General features: G+C 49.8%; 13 protein-coding genes. 9 read left to right on the top strand and 4 right to left on the bottom strand.

All coding sequences use genetic code 11. The features are described from left to right. Positions 1-43: 43 nt before the first annotated feature. The 4 genes from pstA to JT718_RS16205 all read right to left on the bottom strand — a co-directional run bounded on the left by pstA (position 44) and on the right by JT718_RS16205 (position 4,313). A complete protein-coding gene (pstA, locus tag JT718_RS16220) occupies positions 44-928 on the bottom strand; it encodes a phosphate ABC transporter permease PstA (RefSeq protein ID WP_205503797.1) in 885 nt (294 codons plus the stop codon). After that, positions 925-2,133, bottom strand: a complete 1,209-nt coding sequence (gene pstC / locus JT718_RS16215; protein ID WP_205503795.1) for a phosphate ABC transporter permease subunit PstC — start codon at positions 2,131-2,133, stop codon at positions 925-927. The genes pstA and pstC overlap by 4 nt, the downstream gene beginning before the upstream one ends. 24 nt (positions 2,134-2,157) lie before the next feature. Next, the gene (locus JT718_RS16210; protein ID WP_205503793.1) at positions 2,158-3,054 is read right to left on the bottom strand and encodes a phosphate ABC transporter substrate-binding protein; all 897 of its coding nucleotides are present in this window, start codon (positions 3,052-3,054) and stop codon (positions 2,158-2,160) included. A 62-nt stretch (positions 3,055-3,116) separates the two neighbouring features. Then, positions 3,117-4,313: a porin gene (locus JT718_RS16205; RefSeq protein ID WP_240337134.1), complete on the bottom strand. Its 1,197-nt coding sequence runs from the start codon at positions 4,311-4,313 to the stop codon at positions 3,117-3,119. Between the two features lie 577 nt (positions 4,314-4,890). On the opposite strand from JT718_RS16205, the gene JT718_RS16200 reads away from it, so the two are divergent. The 9 genes from JT718_RS16200 to JT718_RS16160 all read left to right on the top strand — a co-directional run bounded on the left by JT718_RS16200 (position 4,891) and on the right by JT718_RS16160 (position 17,895). Then, positions 4,891-5,328 carry a hypothetical protein gene (locus tag JT718_RS16200; protein WP_205503791.1) on the top strand — a complete coding sequence of 146 codons (438 nt, stop codon included), beginning with the start codon at positions 4,891-4,893 and terminating at the stop codon, positions 5,326-5,328. 763 nt (positions 5,329-6,091) lie between these two features. Then, positions 6,092-7,198 (top strand): acyltransferase family protein, encoded by a 1,107-nt coding sequence (locus tag JT718_RS16195; RefSeq protein WP_205503789.1) that lies wholly within the window; start codon positions 6,092-6,094, stop codon positions 7,196-7,198. 180 nt (positions 7,199-7,378) lie between these two features. Beyond that, positions 7,379-7,774 (top strand): hypothetical protein, encoded by a 396-nt coding sequence (locus JT718_RS16190; RefSeq protein ID WP_205503784.1) that lies wholly within the window; start codon positions 7,379-7,381, stop codon positions 7,772-7,774. Positions 7,775-8,593: 819 nt separating this feature from the next. Beyond that, on the top strand, positions 8,594-9,220 hold the full coding sequence (locus JT718_RS16185) for an RNA polymerase sigma factor (protein ID WP_205503782.1): 627 nt from the start codon (positions 8,594-8,596) through the stop codon (positions 9,218-9,220). 58 nt (positions 9,221-9,278) lie between these two features. Then, positions 9,279-10,235, top strand: coding sequence for a FecR family protein (locus JT718_RS16180; RefSeq protein WP_205503774.1), 957 nt, complete (start codon positions 9,279-9,281; stop codon positions 10,233-10,235). A 93-nt stretch (positions 10,236-10,328) separates the two neighbouring features. Next, positions 10,329-13,577, top strand: coding sequence for a SusC/RagA family TonB-linked outer membrane protein (locus JT718_RS16175; RefSeq protein WP_205503773.1), 3,249 nt, complete (start codon positions 10,329-10,331; stop codon positions 13,575-13,577). Between the two features lie 10 nt (positions 13,578-13,587). Then, positions 13,588-15,174, top strand: a complete 1,587-nt coding sequence (locus JT718_RS16170) for a RagB/SusD family nutrient uptake outer membrane protein (RefSeq protein WP_205503771.1) — start codon at positions 13,588-13,590, stop codon at positions 15,172-15,174. A gap of 25 nt (positions 15,175-15,199) precedes the next feature. Then, entirely contained in the window at positions 15,200-16,285 is a 1,086-nt protein-coding gene (locus JT718_RS16165) for an endonuclease/exonuclease/phosphatase family protein (RefSeq protein ID WP_205503769.1), read from the top strand. Between the two features lie 221 nt (positions 16,286-16,506). After that, a complete protein-coding gene (locus JT718_RS16160) occupies positions 16,507-17,895 on the top strand; it encodes a Gfo/Idh/MocA family protein (protein ID WP_205503762.1) in 1,389 nt (462 codons plus the stop codon). Positions 17,896-17,911 lie beyond the last annotated feature (16 nt).

The raw sequence follows: 17,911 nt of genomic DNA, 5'->3' as shown, positions 1-17,911 counted from the left end.
CCTTTTGGGGCTGTTTCTCTAAAAAGGGGCCTAAAACGGCCGGTTAATTCATTTTCACTTTCTTCCCGAAATACCGCCGGAGCCAGTTGGCCAGCAAGTTCGCCAGAAGCACAATCACAATCAGCACGAAGGCGGTACCGTAGGCCATGGCCCGGGAGGCCTCAATGTTGGTGCCGCTGGTGGAGATTACGTACAAATGGTACGGCAAGGCCATGACCTGGTCAAAAACGCTGCTGGGCAGCTTGGGCAGGAAGTAGGCCGCCACCGTGAACAGGATGGGCGCCGTCTCACCCGACACCCGCCCGATGGACAGGATCAGGCCGGTGATGATGTTGGGGAACGCCATGGGCAGCACCACGCGCCGGGTAGTTTGCCACTTGGTGGCACCCAGGGCCAGGGAGCCAATCCTGAACGAGTTGTCAATGGCTTTCAAGGCTTCCTCGGTGGTCCTGATCACCACGGGCAGGGCCAGCAGCCCCAGGGTGAGGGAGCCCGCCAGGATAGAGTCGCCAAACCCAAACTGGTGCACAAACAAGGCCATCCCGAACAGACCGAAGACAATGGACGGAATGCCCGCCAGGTTGTTGGTCATGAGCTTCACAAACCGCTTGAACCAGCTGTCCTTGGCGTACTCATTGATGTAAATGCCAGAGAGAATGCCAATGGGGAAGGCGAACAGCATGCTGCCCACCACCAGGCACAGCGTACCCACAATGGCCGGGAAGATACCGCCCTCGGTCATACCCTCGCGGGGCGCCTCGGAGAGGAATTCCCAGCTGATCACCGAGATGCCCCGCACCAGGATAAAACCCAGGATCACCACCAGAATGGCCACCACCGAGAAACTGAGCAGCCGGAAGATAAAGAAGGCGATGTTTTGCGTAAGGCGCTTCTTTCTGTGCGCGGAGGGAGTGTTGCCGAAACTCATGATCTGTTTGCTTTCTTTTTAGCCGATACCAAATCTACCGTCATGTTAATGGCCAGGGTCATCAGGAACAGGATGCAGCCCAGGGCAAAAAGCGCCTGAAAGTGGATGCCTCCCTGCGGGGCCTCGCCCAACTCGGCGGCAATGGTGGCCGGAATGGTCCTGACCGGCTCCAGGAACGTGTGCGGAATTACCGAGGCGTTGCCGGTGACCATCAGCACGGCCATGGTCTCGCCAATGGCGCGCCCAATGCCCAGGATGGCCGCCGTGGAAATGCCCGAGATGGAATACGGAATGATGACCCGGTAAATGGTTTGCCACTTGTTGGCCCCCAGCGCCAGGCTGGCTTCCTTCATGGCTCGCGGCGTGGTGCGCATGGCATCCTCAGACACCGAGATAATGGTAGGCAGGGCCATGATGCCCAGGATAATGCTGCCGGCCAGGGCTGTCTCGCCTACCGGCAGGCCAAACACATCCTGGATGAGGGGCACCACCACTACCAGCCCAAAGAACCCGTACACCACCGACGGAATGCCCGCCAGCAGCTCAATCACCGGTTTCAGGAAGTTCCTTACTTTGGGGTTGGCAATCTCGGCCAGGTAGATAGAAGTGGCCAGGCCCAAGGGCAATGCGATCAGAATGGCGCCCAGGCTTACCCAGAGCGTGCCCAGAATAAGGGGCAAGACGCCCAACTGTACCGCCGGCTGAATGGTGGGGTACCACTCGCGCCCGCCCAGAAAACTGCCCGGGGAGACGTTGTCCAACTTGATCTGGCGGCCGGCAAACTCCTTGGGCAGGTACTCGTCTGGAAAGAAGGCCAGGATATGGGGTTCCTTGGCCACCAGTTCACTCAGGCGCTGGGGCAGGTACTCAAACTCGGCGCCAATCTGCTCGTCGGTGTAGTAGTCGGTGATGTCATCCACCTCAAACAGCTTGATGGGAGCATCCTGGCCGCCCAGCTGTTTCCAGTTGGTGATGTTCTGGTCCCAAATTTCCTTAACCTGGTGCGCGGTTAGTTCCTTGACCGGGTTCTGCTTGTTCACGGCAATAACGGAGCCTTCCGCTACCGGCGTCTGACTGAAAACGCCCAAGCCTTCTTTGAACAGGAAAAAAACAATCAACAGCACGGTAATACTGGTCACCGTGCCGCTGAGCGTGATTATTCCTTCTATTACTCTTTCGCCAAAGTTGTTGAAGTACCTTTTCAAGAGAATGCAATTAGGCGGTAAATATTACTTGCTCAGGGGAATGTAGCCAATCTCCTGCACTGTTTTCTGGCCCTCTTCTGATAGCACATAGTCAATGAACGGCTTCACTTTGCTTTCAGCGGTGGCATCATAGAAGAAGAACAGAGGGCGGGAGATAGGGTAAGTCTTGTCCATGGCGGCCTCTACGCTGGGGGCCACAAACGTTTTGCCCTGGTCATAGGAAATAGCCAGGGGCTTTACCTCTTTGGTCTCATAGGCCAGGCCCACGTACCCAATGGCGCCCTGGGTCTGGCCCACCGACTGTACGATGGAGCCGGTGGCGGGCATCATGAGAATGCCGTTGGCGTAGTTTTTCTTATCCAGTACGTGCTCCCGGAAGAACTCATACGTGCCTGAGCTGGTCTCTCGGGAGTAAGCCACAATCTTCTCATCGTTCCCGCCTACTTCTTTCCAGTTCGCAATTTTGCCGGTGAAAATGCCTTCCAGCTGCTCGCGGGTAAGCTGGGTAACCGGGTTGTTGGGGTGCACGATCACTGAGAGGGCGTCATAGGCAATAAGCGCCTCTTTTACGTCTTTCTTGGCTCCCTTGAGCTTCAGTTTTTCCTCGGTCTTCAGCTCGCGCGAAGCCATGGCAATGTCGGTGGTGCCTTCCTGCAGGGCCGAGAGGCCTACGCCGGTACCCCCGCCCACCACGGTGATGGAAGCGCCCGGGTTTTTGGCCATGAACCGCTCAGCCTCCTGCTGGGCCAGGGGAAGCACCGTGTCACTGCCTTTGATGGTGACCGCGGCAGCGCCGGAAGAACCCTTGTCGGCCTCGGTGTTCTCTTTCTTGGCATCGCCGCCGCAAGCGCCCAGGAATAAGGCTCCGCTGATCAGGAGGGCTGCTTTGAGTGAAGATAGGTTTAGAATGTTGCTTTTCATATTGGTATGGTTGGTCAAATTAACTCTGTGAGGTAAGGGGCTGGCTTTTGGTCCAAAATAGGTTAGAAGCCAATCTCAAATTGAAAGCGGTACATCAGGTTGCTCCAGTCTTGCTGCTCACGCAACAGACTTACATCTGTTTGCGCTTTAACGGTGTGTCCTAGAATGTACTTAGATAAGCCTAAAGTGTATTGCTTGTTTTCCGCGTCCTGTGTAAGGGCTTCGGGGTTGATGGAGGTGTAACGACCGGCTATTTCAAAGTTGTTCTTGAACAGATAGCCTGCCTGGATGTTGAACCCAGTGCCTGTGAAGAAAGCATCGGTGACATCGCCGGTTACAGGGTCTGTCTCCACCACCGGAGAGCCTGAGGACCGCTTGTCGGCGTACTCGGCCATGGCAGAGAAACCTCTGTATTTGAACATGGCGTCGGCGAAGAAAGTCTTGAGGTCACGTTGTTGGGAGAGGAAACTTCCCAACTGGCCTCTTTCACGCGATGCGCCTTTGTTGAAGTCATACGTTACTCCAACTGCTAACTTGGGGGTTTCTTCCCGGGCCAGGTCTGCGCCCACGTAGTCACCGTCCCCCTCAAACTCCCCAAATGGCAACACCTCAAAGCGGCCAGTAAAATCATAGCCCCCCACATTGTCTGCGGTGATGTTGCGTCCCTCTCCCATAGAAACGGCCGCTACCTCGCGGAACACCACTGGCCCCACCGCAAACTGGTGGTGCAGTTGCACCCCGGCATCACGGTCAATGTTGTAGCGGGCGTTCAGCAAACTTCGGTCTACAAACTGCATCTTTTGGGAGGAGATTACTCGTTCGCGGTTGCCTGGCAATTTGGTCTGGCCAAAGACCAGTCCCAGATTACTGGTGATGTTCCATCTGACGAAGGCATCCAGGATTATGTTGGCGGTATTGTTATTGGCGCGTTGGTTGCCCCCGCCAATATCTGAGTTGCTAAGCCCTAGTTCCAGTTTATACTCAAACTGTGGGCCATAGGCAAACCCCTCAAACTTGAGGCGCGATCTCCTGATCTGTACCTGGTCTGTATACTCTTCTGAATCTAGATTATACTCCCCTACATACAGAGACTGAATGCGGAGGTTGATTTTGGTAGAAAATAATGAGTCCGCGGAAACAAATTGAAGTCCCTTGCCTCCCTTGGTCTTATTTACAGACTGCGCGCACACGGTTTCTGTCAATAGCATGAAAACGGTGGCGAATAAAAAGGCATACCTGGTGTACTTGCTTTGTAGCAAGAAGCTCTTTGTTATGGGTGAGAACATAACAGGTGTTAAAAGGTGGATGTTCAGTCTACAATCTTTAGGAAGTAGTCAGCAACCTAAACAAGGTAAACGTTAGTCTCTGGTAATAGATTTAGTCAGAATCATTTGCCAGATGAAAATAGGAGAAGAGCTGTTCTGTAATCTCTTGTAAATAGTTCTTCCCTTATTTTTTTCTGCTGCAAAAGTAGAGGAAGCGTATTGCCTGAATGTTACTGCTGTGTTAAGTAATTGTTAACAGGACTTAGGGCGAAACCCCAAGTGTTGGGGTAGGTACGGCTTTGCCTGCTGTAAGACTGTTTTGCGGTAAAAACGGATCTGCTTAGAGCGTACTTATCACCTAGGCCAAGTTGGAGCAGTTTGGTGGGAAGTAGGACTGTTTTACGCTTAGTTCTAAAAAAATGCCCCCAAAATCCTTTGCATTCCTGCGCCTGAATCTCTAAATTATTGGCTGCGAACAGGAACCCTAGCCACCCGTTTGCTGTATGTACCTGTAAACTATTCTTTAAATAATACTCAAACCAGAGGCCCCCACCTCCATAAACTCAATTTTATGGCCAAAACGATCTTGTTGATTGAGCCTTACCTGACCATTGGGGTAGACGCCGACTTGGATACCATGTACATTGATTGGTGGGGCGATGTGACCAAGCAGAATGTCCTGGATGGGAGTGCGCTCATGCTGCAGATGCTGGACCAGGAAAAGTGCACCAAGGTGTTGAACATCAATACCCGCGTACACAGCCACTGGAAAGCAACCGCCCAATGGGCCTTCACCGACGGGTTCAAGGCCCTGGACAATACCACCTGCAAGTGTTTCGCTTGGGTGAAGCCGCCCATGAGTACCATGGATGCCGATTACGTAAGAAGGCTGAATGTGGAGAATGTGAACGTTTGCATCTTTGACAGCATTCTGGCCGCCGAAAGATGGCTGCAGGGCAACCGCATCAGCAAAAGAACCCCGGCCCTGGCCGCCTTTGAGTATCATTAACCGCCAGTACACCCCTGCGCCTTGCCGTACAATCCAGTCGGCACTTTGCAGGTTGTAGCATCACGGGCTATTTTCTGCCCTTTTTCCTGAAATCTGCCTCAAAGCAGCTTGGCCAGAAACAGAACCGGTGATGTATCGGTTGCTTCGTTTTCTTTAGGATACGCCTACCAATAAAAGCCTGGTTACCAGAACATACTTCCATACACGAGAGCACGATATAAGAGTGCGTGCACAGAAAAAGGAGGGCCCCAGAGCCCTCCTTTTTTTGTGCCAAGGGTATCCTTGCCGGAAGGGGGCCATCGGCATCTTACCATTTTAGGGTCCAGTAAAAATTTTTTGTTGTAAAATTTCAATTCTGAGGGGCCGCGGTCTCCTGTTTCTCCCCAAAGCGGCCTGTTTGCAATAGACCAGTTCCGCTTTTGGAATTTAGACCCAATGGCCCTCTTTTCTCTCCATTCAGAGCAGAAGTATTTCTTTGAGCAAGTGTTTTTGGTCTGTTTTTCAGAAATCAAGCCGCTTTCGGGAGAGGCCCTTTTGGGGACTGGCAGAGACCGGTAAGTAGGAGTATTTGGGGTTGGTAAAAAGTGTCGGGAGCGAGAAATTAGATTTTATATGTAAAATATTTAATATTAGGGCTCCTTTGCAGTAGCTTGAGGACTAAAGGGTTACCTGTGCCCACGCCTGGGGCGAAAGCAAATCCTTGGTTCCCTTTGCGGAAAAGGAGCCAGTAAAAATAAGTAGTTGGCAAATTCTTGGTAAGCCTATGAGTCAAACGGTACTAGAGCCTAAGATTGCTTCTGAATTTCAGATTCGCCCGCGCGCCAGGGCCAGCACGGCCTCTAAGCGCATAGTGGAGCTTGATTGCATCCGGGGGCTGACTGCCTTCCTGGTGGTGATTTTCCATTTCACCAAAGGCACTCCTTACCGGGCCTACGTAGACCTATTCTCCAGCGGCACCGATTTGTTCTTTATCATCAGCGGTTTTGTGGGGTACAATTTGGTGACTGCCCGGCCCACCGTTTCTGACTACTTCAAAAAGCGCTTCCTGCGCCTGGTTCCCACCTTCTGGCTGTGTGTTTCCATCACCTTTTTGATGTTTCTGGTGTACAGGATCAACTATGGCATGCCCCTGGGGAGCCTTCTGGTGCAGTACCTCACCAACCTCACGTTTGTCAACTACTACCTCAAAATACCTTACTTAGATGGAGTGTACTGGACCCTGTTGATAGAGGTGCTCTTCTACGTGGCCATGGGAGCGGCCCTGTTTCTGGGTTGGGTAAAACAGCTGGAGTGGATTGGGGCCGCGGTGCTGCTGTACTTGTTTGTTGCCAGTGCCGTTCCCCTGGGCTGGTTTGGCAAGGTGCATTGGCAATTGATGGGGTACTTTCCGTTGTTGCCCGTGTGGCCCGCCTTTTACGCCGGCATCATCTTCAACAAGCTTAAGTACCACGGCGCAACCAGGCTGAGGTGGCTCCTGCTCTCGTTCTGCTTTTTCACCACCCTGGCGGTGTTCCAGCATTATACCCGTAAGTACCACGCCCAGAACCTGCTCATGCCGGAGCATGTAGCCATGACGGGTCTCTACTACGCGGTGTTTTACCTGGCCATCAACAAAGGCCTTGCTTTCATCACCAATAAGGCCATGCTGTACCTCGCCTCCGTTTCCTATTGTCTGTACCTGATCCACAACGTGATGGGTTCCTTCTTCCTGAAGCCTTACCTGCACGCGTTGCCCATGCTCCTTCAAGTCGTCCTCATGACCGCCACCGCCATTGGGGTATCTTCTTTCCTGACTTTCCTGGTTGAAAAGCCTGTTCTGCTGGGCGTGAAGCGTTTATTCTGGAGGAGACGGTACGCAAGAGGCGCTTAAGCCTTTCCGGCATTGTGCCTTGCCTTTTTGCGTCATGGCTCCCAAGCCTTGCTCGGGGCCGGGAAGTCCGCCCGGGCGCGTCAACCCCGGAAAGTGTATGTGCCAGTCTTTCCTGTTAGCAGCATGGTGTAACGATTGGCCCCCTGGGGCCGTTTGCGTAGTGTCTCAGCTGATACCACCATGATCCTCTACAACAGTGGGTTCCTGACCCTGGAGTTTGACCCCGGCACAGATATTCTTTCGGTTAACTTGCCGCCGGTACGTGATATTCTCCTCCCCGAGATTAGCCGGTCCTTTGGCATTATTGTGGAACATGCCCGCAACTACGACATAAAGAAACTCCTGTTTGATGCCCGCGAAACCCAGGTGGATGTGCAGGAAGACGTGTTTGCGCCGTTGATTTCGAAATTTGTGCAGGACCTGGCGGCCACGCGCGTACAGAAGGTGGCCCGGGTTGTTTCCTCCAGCGTCTTCAGGGAGCACCTGGTAAGCAAGGTGTTCAATTCCAATTACCTTCCCATTCAGTTCGAGAGCTTCTCAGAGGTAGAACCGGCCATTGAATGGCTGAAACAATAGCCGCCCACTTATGAATAACTGGCAATTGCGTTAGTTGTGGGTAAACCTGGCCGCCTCTGGTTTAGCTGCATTCAAGGGGCCCAAGTATCTCCTTGACTATTAGGTATTTCAATGGGGCAGTTGAGCAATCCTCCAATCTGAAAAGAGGCTTGAAACACCTGCTTGGGGTATGTGCAACGTCACCTTAAGCCGGGAACCGCCGGATCTTTATTTCCTTGTTTTAAAAGCTAATAAGACAAATGGTAGACGGGCTCCATCGCATGTCATACCAGTCCAATGTTGCCCTGAAAGCGGCATTACCGAGGTTAGTTGCCCACAGGGGGGATTATGATAAAAGCTGATAAAGTTGAGTAGCTGCCGATAGCTGCTTCTAATCTTTAGCTTTGAAGATTGGTTCTATGAGGTCTGTTGATGGGGAGCTTTACCTTTTTAGGTGTGTATAAAAGCAAAGCAGCCTGTAAGTTGCTTATTTATAGGTTGTTTTAAATTTAATTCGTGGCTGCTTGGGGGCGTGCGCCAGAAGGTAGATAGAAACAGGAATTGACCAACGTCGGCTACATCAGGTGCTTAATTTTAGAGTCCCCAGCGGAGTTCCTGGAGGGAATGGCAACTTGAAAAACAACTCTGCAATGGCTCATCATACGGGAAGCTTACACACTACATAAAGCATAGGTGGTAACAAGGGTTGAATCAAAGACCTCTACCAAGCTAGTTACCTCACTCCAAGAATGCGGGCCCTGTCAGAACAAACTGTATGTTAATAATTTGATAATGCCTCTGCCGTTGTGTCTGCTTAGCGAGGCCGTTAATTTTGGCAGGATGGGACGTTTAGCGCAAATAGACGAACAGACTCTTCTTCAGCAAATCCGCCGGGGAGATGACGAGGCCTTTGATGAACTTTATAACCGCTATTGGAAAAAGCTGTATGCAGCGGCCATAAAAAAGGTAGGGTGTAAAGAGGATGCCATGGACCTGGTGCAGGACCTGTTTGTGGAGTTCTGGAACAAGCGTGACAAGGTTTTGATCACTTCTTCCTTAAGTACCTACCTTATTTCAAGCCTTTACTACAAAGCCTTTCACCACTTTCGTAGCAAAGGGGTACAGGACAAACATATCCGTATTTTCCAGGAGTTTACGCAACAAAGCACCCAGCAAGAGTATGCTCCTGGTTCGGTATCACAGCACGAGTTTGAGGTAGAGTTTGAACAGTTGCAAGTGATTATCAATCAGGCAATCCAGGAGATGCCCGAGAAGATGCGGAACGTTTTCCAGATGATGAGGTCTGGCGAACGATCTGTGGCCGAAGTAGCTGTAGCTCTGAATATATCTCCGCAAACGGTTAAGAACCAGACCGGTACAGCCATGCAACGGCTGCGCAAGGCCGTGCAGGAACATGCATATGAACTACCCGTGAGTATGCTGCTGATTCTGGTGTTCAATAAGTAACATAAAGGTAACACAAAAGGCATAGTACTTTTTAGCGTGGCATGGCACTACCTAGTGTATGCAACCTGAAAAAGAACAACTAGAGCATCTGCTGGACCAATACCTCAAAGGACTGGCCAGTGAGGAAGAAGCCATTCTTCTCCAAAAGTGGGTTCGCCACCTTGATGTGAGCGATCAGGTTGTTTTCCGGGACTTCGCAGAAGAGGAAAAGGTTCGGCAAGAGATACAGCGAAACATTCATGCCCGTATCCGCCCTGCGGAAGCACCAGTTAGAAAGTTAAATCCCTTCCCGACATGGCTCAGGGCTGTGGCAGCCTCTATCTTGCTGTTGCTAGGGCTGTTTCTAGGGGATAGATACTTCAATACCCCAGCTGTTACGGTGGTAGCATCAGATGGAAGCGACCTGAGAAAGGTGGCGCTGCCAGATGGCACCCAGGTGACACTCAACAAGTACGCTACGCTGGAGTTTGATGAAACCTACAATAAAACAAACCGAAAAGTAAGGCTTAGCGGTGAGGCCTTCTTCGACGTGAAGAAAGACAGCCAGCGGCCATTCATCGTAGAAACCCATCACACCAGCACCCATGTACTGGGCACCGCCTTCAACGTGGAGGCTTACGAAGGAGAAGAACAGGTACGTGTAGCGCTGCTCCGGGGCAAAGTACTGGTAGAGGGCGCCGACAAACGGCATTATGCTCTGGACCCCGGCCAAATGTTGGTCTACGACCGAAGCGGGCAGCTGGGAACCATTCAGCCTGTAGCCAGGCAGCACATAGGTGCCTGGCTGGAGAATAAAATCATCTTCAATGACATCCCTCTGCTGGATGCCATAAAGCGGGTGCAGCACCTCCATCACCTCACTATACACATAGACCCCGCTCTTTCCCTGAAAGGAAAAAAGGTAACAGGGGAGTACAAAAGTGCTGAAGCCGAGCAAGCGTTGGAGGCCATATTGCTACTTCACAATTTGAAACTAGTCAGGAAAGGGGGAGCACTGGAAATAACTAATCTCTAATAAAAAAAGGCATCGTTGCACCGATGCCTCTCCATGAATTCAAAAAAGATATGACCCTGCCAGGTTTTATCGCTTATCCTTCATTTTACTGTAATGATAAAAGTAACCAATTCTTTTCAATATCCTGTCTTACAGAAGGCGGGATTTAAAATCCTCCTGTTCGTGCTTGTGCTTTGGGGCTCAGTAGCGGTACTACACGCACAGGCACATGACCTGCAGAAAAAAGTAAGCATCACACTTAGAAACACTTCGGCTGAGACGGTCATCAAAGAGCTCAACAGACAAACCGCTATTTCTTTTACTTACGACAAAGCCTCCCTTGAGGGTTCTAAAATTTCAATAATAGACTTCAAAGGGGCACCCCTAAGTGAGGTTCTAAGGTTTCTGCGGGATAAGGAGGGACTGGAATTTACGGTATTGCCTAATACGATTGTGGTACGCAAATCTCCGAAACCCAAGGCACAGGTAGAACAAAGCTCTGAACCCCTCACCGTGAAGGGGCGGGTGTTTGACACTAATGAGCCGCCAGGTGCCCTGCCAGGTGTTTCTGTCATTGTTAAAGGTACAGATAGAGGCACCGTGACAGACATAGATGGAAACTTTTCAATCAAAGTCAGGAAAGGGGAAGTACTCACCTTTTCCATGGTAAGCTTTGTGGGCGAGGAATATACGGTGCAAAAGAATGAAAGCAACTTTGTTCTTTCCTTAAGGGAAGATGTTGCCGCGCTGAATGAAGTAGTGGTGGTAGGTCTTTCAGAGCAAAAGAAGAGACACATTGCCAGTTCAATTGCCACCTTAGATGTTGCCTCAAACATTGTGGGCAAGCCCATAACTACCCTGTCGCAATCCCTGCAAGGGGGGGTGACAGGCCTGCAGGTAACGCAAAGCTCAGGTTTGCCGGGGGGCGATGCCGCCGCTATCAAGATAAGAGGGGTAAGCACATTAGGAAATTCCAATCCATTGGTGCTGGTAGATGGGGTACCTATGGACATGAACCACATAGATCCGGTCACTGTAGAGAGCGTGACGGTGCTAAAAGACGCGGCTGCGGCAGCCATCTATGGGGCCAGGGCCGCAAACGGCGTAATTCTGGTTACCACCAAAAGAGGGGTGCCTGGCAAGGTTACGGTAGGGTATGATGGGTTTTATGGAGTGCAGAGCCCTACCAATTTGCCTGAAGTAGTTGATGCTCCTACTTATATGAGCATGTACAATGAGGGGCAGTTAAACGCAGGGCAGTCTCCCAATTTTACAGAAGAAGATATCCAACTCACCAGATCTGGGGCAGACCCGGTGAAGTACCCAAATACAAACTGGCGAAACCTGATGATAAACCGGGCAGCACCCATCACCAGCCATTCGCTTTCACTGAGTGGGGGAAATAGCCTGGCCCGGTTTGCCGTAACGGCGAATTACATGGATCAGGAGGGAATGCTCCCCAATACGAGCATGAGCAGATTCAACATCCGGGCTAATTCTTCTTTCTCCCTCAGTGATAAGTTTTTGGTTAACCTTGATCTACTGGCTATCAGAAGAAACACAAGTCAGCCCAACAAAGCTACCAGGGCCGGGGGAAGCAGGCTGCTGGAAGATATCTACAGAGTACCCCCAACCATTCTGCCCAGGTATCCGGCCGTGAACGGGGTCAGCCACTATGGACATTATGTTGACATCGTAAACCCACTGGCCTTTGCTGAAAGAGGCGGTGCCATCAAAGCGGAAGACAGCCAGACTAGCCTTAACCTGCAGCCCAAGTGGGAAGTGTTTCCAAACTTTAACCTGAACGGACAATTCAGTTTCAGGCTGAACAGCGACGCCAACAGAACTACCCGCGAGAATACAAACTTCTTTGATTATTACACGGGCCAATTGCTGAGGACCTGGGATACGCAGAGAGAAGCTTCCATGGATAGGACCACCTATTACTACATGGCCGCCAATGCAGATTACACCCTTGATTTGGATGACCATTACATCTTTGCCATGGCCGGATACTCTCAAGAGGAGAACAACAGAGGCGACTGGAATATCAACTCAATGGTATCTGCCTATGCCAAGCTAAACTACTCCTTCAAAGACAGGTATCTGTTGGAAGGAACTATCCGGATGGATGGCTCCTCTAAATTCGGCCCTGGCCACAAATTTGGTTACTTCCCTTCTGCGGCAGTTGGTTGGAACATACACAATGAATCGTTTCTGCAGGGGGTAGATGTGATCAATAACCTGAAGCTTAGGGCTTCATATGGCCAGTTAGGCAACGAGAACATTGGCTTATACCGGTACCAGACAATCATTAGTCCCTCCAACGGTCTGGAGAGCACCTATGGCAACCCTGGCATCACCTGGGAAACGGTGAACATGTTCAATGTGGGCTTGGATATAGGTTTATTCCATGATAATAAGGTAGAACTTATTGTTGATGTCTATGACAAACGAACCAAGGATATCATCCTTAGCCCGCTGTTACCAGATGTGGGCGGTTTTCAAGGGGAGGTGCCAATCAATGCGGGCGAAGTAAGGAACAGAGGATGGGAAGCCTCATTGAACTATAATGATAAAATCAGTAATCATCTCAGCTTTTCTGTGAGGCCGGGTGTAACCTACAACAGCAATGAGATAACCTACCTTGTACCCAACTTTGTGGGTACCACTTCTACTACCATTAATGAGGTGGGTGGCGCTATTGGAAGCATCTACGGATATAGAACCAACGGTCTTTTACAAGAAAGTGATTTTGATGCTGAGGGAAACCCCCTGGTGCCCTTACGGCCTGATGCGGCACCTGGTGATATCAAATACCTGGACCTCAACGGTGATGGCGTGATTGACGCCACCAATGATCAGACCCGCATTGGTAATCCTGTGCCAAGATTAAATTACTTCTCTAATTTTCAGATTGCCTATAGAAACTTTGATTTTGAATTCCTCCTCCAGGGAACAGGTAAGAGCGATGTGCCCTTAACAGGAATGTTCGCCCTGCCTTTGGATATGAGCAGAGACGGTGGCGTACCTACCACTTATTACGCCGGCAATTACTGGACCCCTCAACGCACCAATGCCAGGTTTCCTAGAATCAGTACCTCTCCCATCAACAATAGAGAATCATCAGACTTTTGGTTTCAGAACGGGGCTTACCTGCGGGTCAAGTATGTACAGTTAGGCTACAATCTGCAGCCCGCCTCTTTAGCACGCCTGGGAGTGAGCAATGCGCGCCTCTATGTCAATGCGCAGAACCCTTTAACCTTCACTTCCCTGAAGCTTACAGACCCTGAGAGCCGTGGTAATCAATGGACATACAGCATTATGGAAGTCTACACAGTAGGACTGAGTGTAAGATTTTAACCTCACAAAAATGAATAAGAAGTATTACTATATAATGGGTGCTGCGCTGTTGCTGTCACTCTCTGGTTGTGAAGATTTCCTGACCCACGACCACCCTACCAGCGTGACAGATGAAGTATGGTGGAACACCGAAGCAGATGCAACGGCCGCCCTTGCAAGTGTATATGTAGGAATTCCGCATGGTGCAACAGGCAGGCAAGTGCAGTTCTTATCTGCCTTGAGCGATGATGCGGTGGCCAGGCAAAGCACCCGGGGTGACTATGAAGCGTATGTAAAAGGCTTGCAAGGTCCTAGTTTTGACAAGTCGTTGCACATATGGCAAGACAATTATAAAACAATCAGGAGAGCAGCCCGCTTTCTTGACCATGTAGACAAGGTCTACATGGACGAATCTCTGAAAGCCCGCTATAAATACGAAGCAAGGGCGCTTAGGGCCTATTACCATCTGGAGTTGCTGATGCTTTTCGGTGGGGTTCCTATTGTAACCTCGGCCGTTACTCCTAATGAGAGCGCACTGCCAAGAAACACGAAAGAGGAAGTATACGAGTTTGTGGTGTCAGAACTAACTGCTGCCGCCAACAATCTGCCTGCCGAGTATAGCTTTAATGACAGGACCAGAATTACTTCTGGCATTTGTTGGGCGTTGATCAGCAGATTGGCTCTGTTCCATCATAAGTATGATGATGCCAGAATGGCGGCCAGGAAGATAATTGACTCTAACCTATATGAGTTGTATGAGAGTGTAGACAAAAAAAACAGCTATGCTGATCTTTTCACCTACACGGGTGAGCTCAACAAAGAACGGATTTTCTACCGGGAGTCTGGCTCTTCAGGCGCTTGGAACACTTTCGCCCCGAAAGGGATAGGCGGGGAAACCGTTGTGTCGCCCACCGCCGCCATTGTTAATAGTTTTGAGACCAAGCAAGGCAAAACCATCTGGGAATTAGGCCCTGACTCTGCTGCCATTTATCAGCGTGATCCTACTTATAAAAACAACAGAGACCCCCGGCTAGCCGCGTCAGTCCTACTTCCAGGGCAAGAATATGATACAAATGTTTTGGATCCGTTTAATTCTGACCCTAAAAACGCAGACAGAATTGGCGATCAATATTCTACAGCAACAGGCTTTTGGATAAACAAATACCTGGACCCGAAAGACAGGAATGGTTCCCGGACTCTGGACTACATGATTATCAGATACGCAGAGGTTCTGTTGAATTATGTGGAGGCACTGGTAGAAGAGGGGGAATGGAATCATCCTGATGTTTTGAAATACCTGAATGCCATTCGTAACAGGGCTGGCATGCCAGATGTGGATGTAGCTGCCTACAACTCACAGGAAAAAATGCGGGAACTTGTTAGAAGGGAGCGGCAAGTTGAGCTAGCCTTTGAAGCAGTGCGCTATTTTGACATTCGTAGGTGGGGGATTTTTGAAGCGGTGATGAATGGACCTGTATACGGTGCAGTTCACCCAGAAACCGAACAGGCCATACTAGTAGAGCAGAGAACTGCCAGGGCCAACAGGGACTATTATTGGCCTATTCCTCAGAATGAGATAATGGCAAATCCCAACATGGAGCAAAATCCCAATTATTAATCCCCATTACTGTTCAATTGTTTGTATGAAAAAGCTGTTGAGTATCAATACAATTTTTGCCTTCCTTCTGCTTTTAGTGTCCTCATGTGACAGTGCAGGGCCGTGGGCAGACTATGAACCACCCCAGATCTATAAACCAGTTATCTATTCAGTTGCTCCCGCAGAAAGCGTACAGGGGAGTACAGTGACTATTACTGGTTTTAACTTCAAAGATGTTATCTCTGTAATGATTGGTAGTACAGAAGCCACTGAATATACTTTAGATTCTATAGCCTCCAAGATTACAGTAACTGTTCCTGTCAATGCAGCGGTAGGAGCGCAACCCATTGCCCTCACCAACGGAGACGGCACTACTGTTGCAAGCTTTACCGTACTCAAGAAGCCTGTTCCCGTTGATGTCACGTTGAAAGTAATGTCTTTTGGAATCTCCAACAGCAAGGCCAATCTAGAGGAGGTTGAAGCATTGATCAGGAAGTATAATCCAGATTTGGTGGCCTTGCGGGAAATTGATAGTTACAATACCCGAACGGATCCAGCAATTGACCAGGGGAAGGTAATTGCAGATAAACTGGGCATGAACTATCTTTTTGCATCTGGGTGGCCATACAGAGGAGGGGAATATGGTCCTTCACTTTTGTCTCGTTTTCCTATCAAGGAGAAGTTTGGGCCTACTCTTTTGCCTGGAGCCACAACTCGTCCGCTTGGGTACGCTACCGTTGAGGTGGTAGAAGGGTTTGATTTAATGTTTGTAGCCGTACAGATGGAAGATGGCTCTGCTACTAACCGAAACAGGGACCAACCCTTACAAGCCCAGAGATTGCTGGAAATCTTAGGTACTACTCAGTTACCTGTCATCATGGGAGGTAATTTCTATTTTGATTCACAAACCGCTCCCCACATGCAAACCCTCTACAGCCAGTTTACTCCTGGTTGCCTGGGATGTACGTTAACATTCCCTGCCAATGCCCCAGCCTTTGTGGTAGATCACATCATGTTCAGAGAAGGGTTAGGGGTAAAGATGGAAGTGGTAAGTTATACAGTAGGGAGTGAGGAGGACGTGCTGAACAATAAAAAGCCGGTAATTTCTGAGATTAGAATCACCCGGAAATAATGTCACAGGCAAAGCGATGTTCCTCCAAATGCCGGAGAAACATCGCTGTTTCCTACCTACTTTAGAAAAGAAGTGCAGAAAGTACCTGTCTCTCTAAAGACTATTCCTTTGCTGGTCATAGGAGGGGGAAGGTCTTCATAAAAGCATTCTAGATTAATTTTCCCAAGGGGAGTTGGCTTGGGTAACCACTAAAAGCAAAGCATTACAAAAAATACACGTACATGAACCGCCGTAAACTTCTTAAATCATTGGGGCTGAGTATAGGTGCCGCCGTTATCAGCACGGAGGCACTAGCTAAATTAGCGGATAACACCTACGCTTACACGCTCCCGGTTAATCCCTTACACAAGCCGCTTGCTAAACCTGTGACTGCCATTACACTTGGTGCCGGGAGCAGGGGAACTGTTTACGGAAACTTTGCCTCTAAATTTCCCGATCAATTAGATATTGTTGGAGTAGCAGAGCCTCTTCCATTCCGGAACGACCGCTATGCCAAACAGCACAACATAGCAGACGAGAACAGATTTGAAACCTGGGAAGATGTGTTCAAACGGCCCAAGTTCGCCGATGCTGTTATCATCTCCACGCCAGATAACCTGCACTATGCGCCTTGCATGAAAGCATTGGCCATGGGGTATGATGTATTGTTGGAAAAGCCAATTGCACCCACAGAAAAGGAGTGCCGCGATATCTACAAACTGGCAAAGAAAACTGGCCGCATTGTGGCTGTGTGCCATGTGCTGCGTTATGCGCCCTACTTTGTAAAAATGCGGGAGCTGATAGCCGCAGGAGCAATTGGCGAGGTGATAAGCGTGCAACACTTTGAGCCTATTGAGCATTTACACATGGCACACTCTTACGTGCGTGGTAACTGGCATAACTCCAAGGAAACAAGCCCAATCATTTTGGCAAAGTCTTGCCACGATTTAGACATTGTGAAATGGGTCATAAACAAGAAAAGTGAGCGCATTGCGGCCATGGGCGACCTGAAATGGTTCCGTAAAGAGAATGCCCCGGCAGGAAGTACCGCTCGTTGTACAGACGGGTGTGCGGTGGAACGCGAATGTCCTTATTCGGCAATCAGGCATTATCATGACAATAGAAAAAGAACGTTTGTGCTTGATCTGCCAGCTGATAAAAGCAAGCTCAGCGAGGTGATCATGGAGCGCCTAAAAACCACGAATTACGGGCGTTGTGTTTACAGAATGGAGAATGATCAGCCAGACCATTATGTAACCACCATTCAGTTTGAAGACAATGTAACCGCCAGTTTCTCCATGGAGGCCTTTACTTCTTACCACGGAAGAAGAACCCGTATAATGGGGGCCATGGGAGATATGGTAGGCGACATGAATGAGTTGGTGGTGAAAGATTTCAGAACAGGGAAAGAACTTAAACTCAAACCCAAGGCCGAAGATGTGGAAGGCTACAAGAACAGCGGCCACGGAGGGGGAGATTGGCTGTTAGTGCGTGATTTTGTGCAGGCAGTGTCTCAGCAGAATCCTGCCTTGTTGACCTCTACTATTGATGAATCTATTGAAAGCCACATCATGGGCTTTATGGCAGAAGAAAGTCGTAAGCGGAACAAGTTTATGGAGGTGAAGGTGTAAGGCAAAAGTGCTGGAG

Origin of the sequence: Rufibacter psychrotolerans, assembly GCF_016924645.1 — a bacterium.
Classification (GTDB): domain Bacteria; phylum Bacteroidota; class Bacteroidia; order Cytophagales; family Hymenobacteraceae; genus Nibribacter; species Nibribacter psychrotolerans.
Note: the sequence above shows the minus strand (reverse complement) of the source record. Positions and strands in the feature narration are given on the sequence as shown.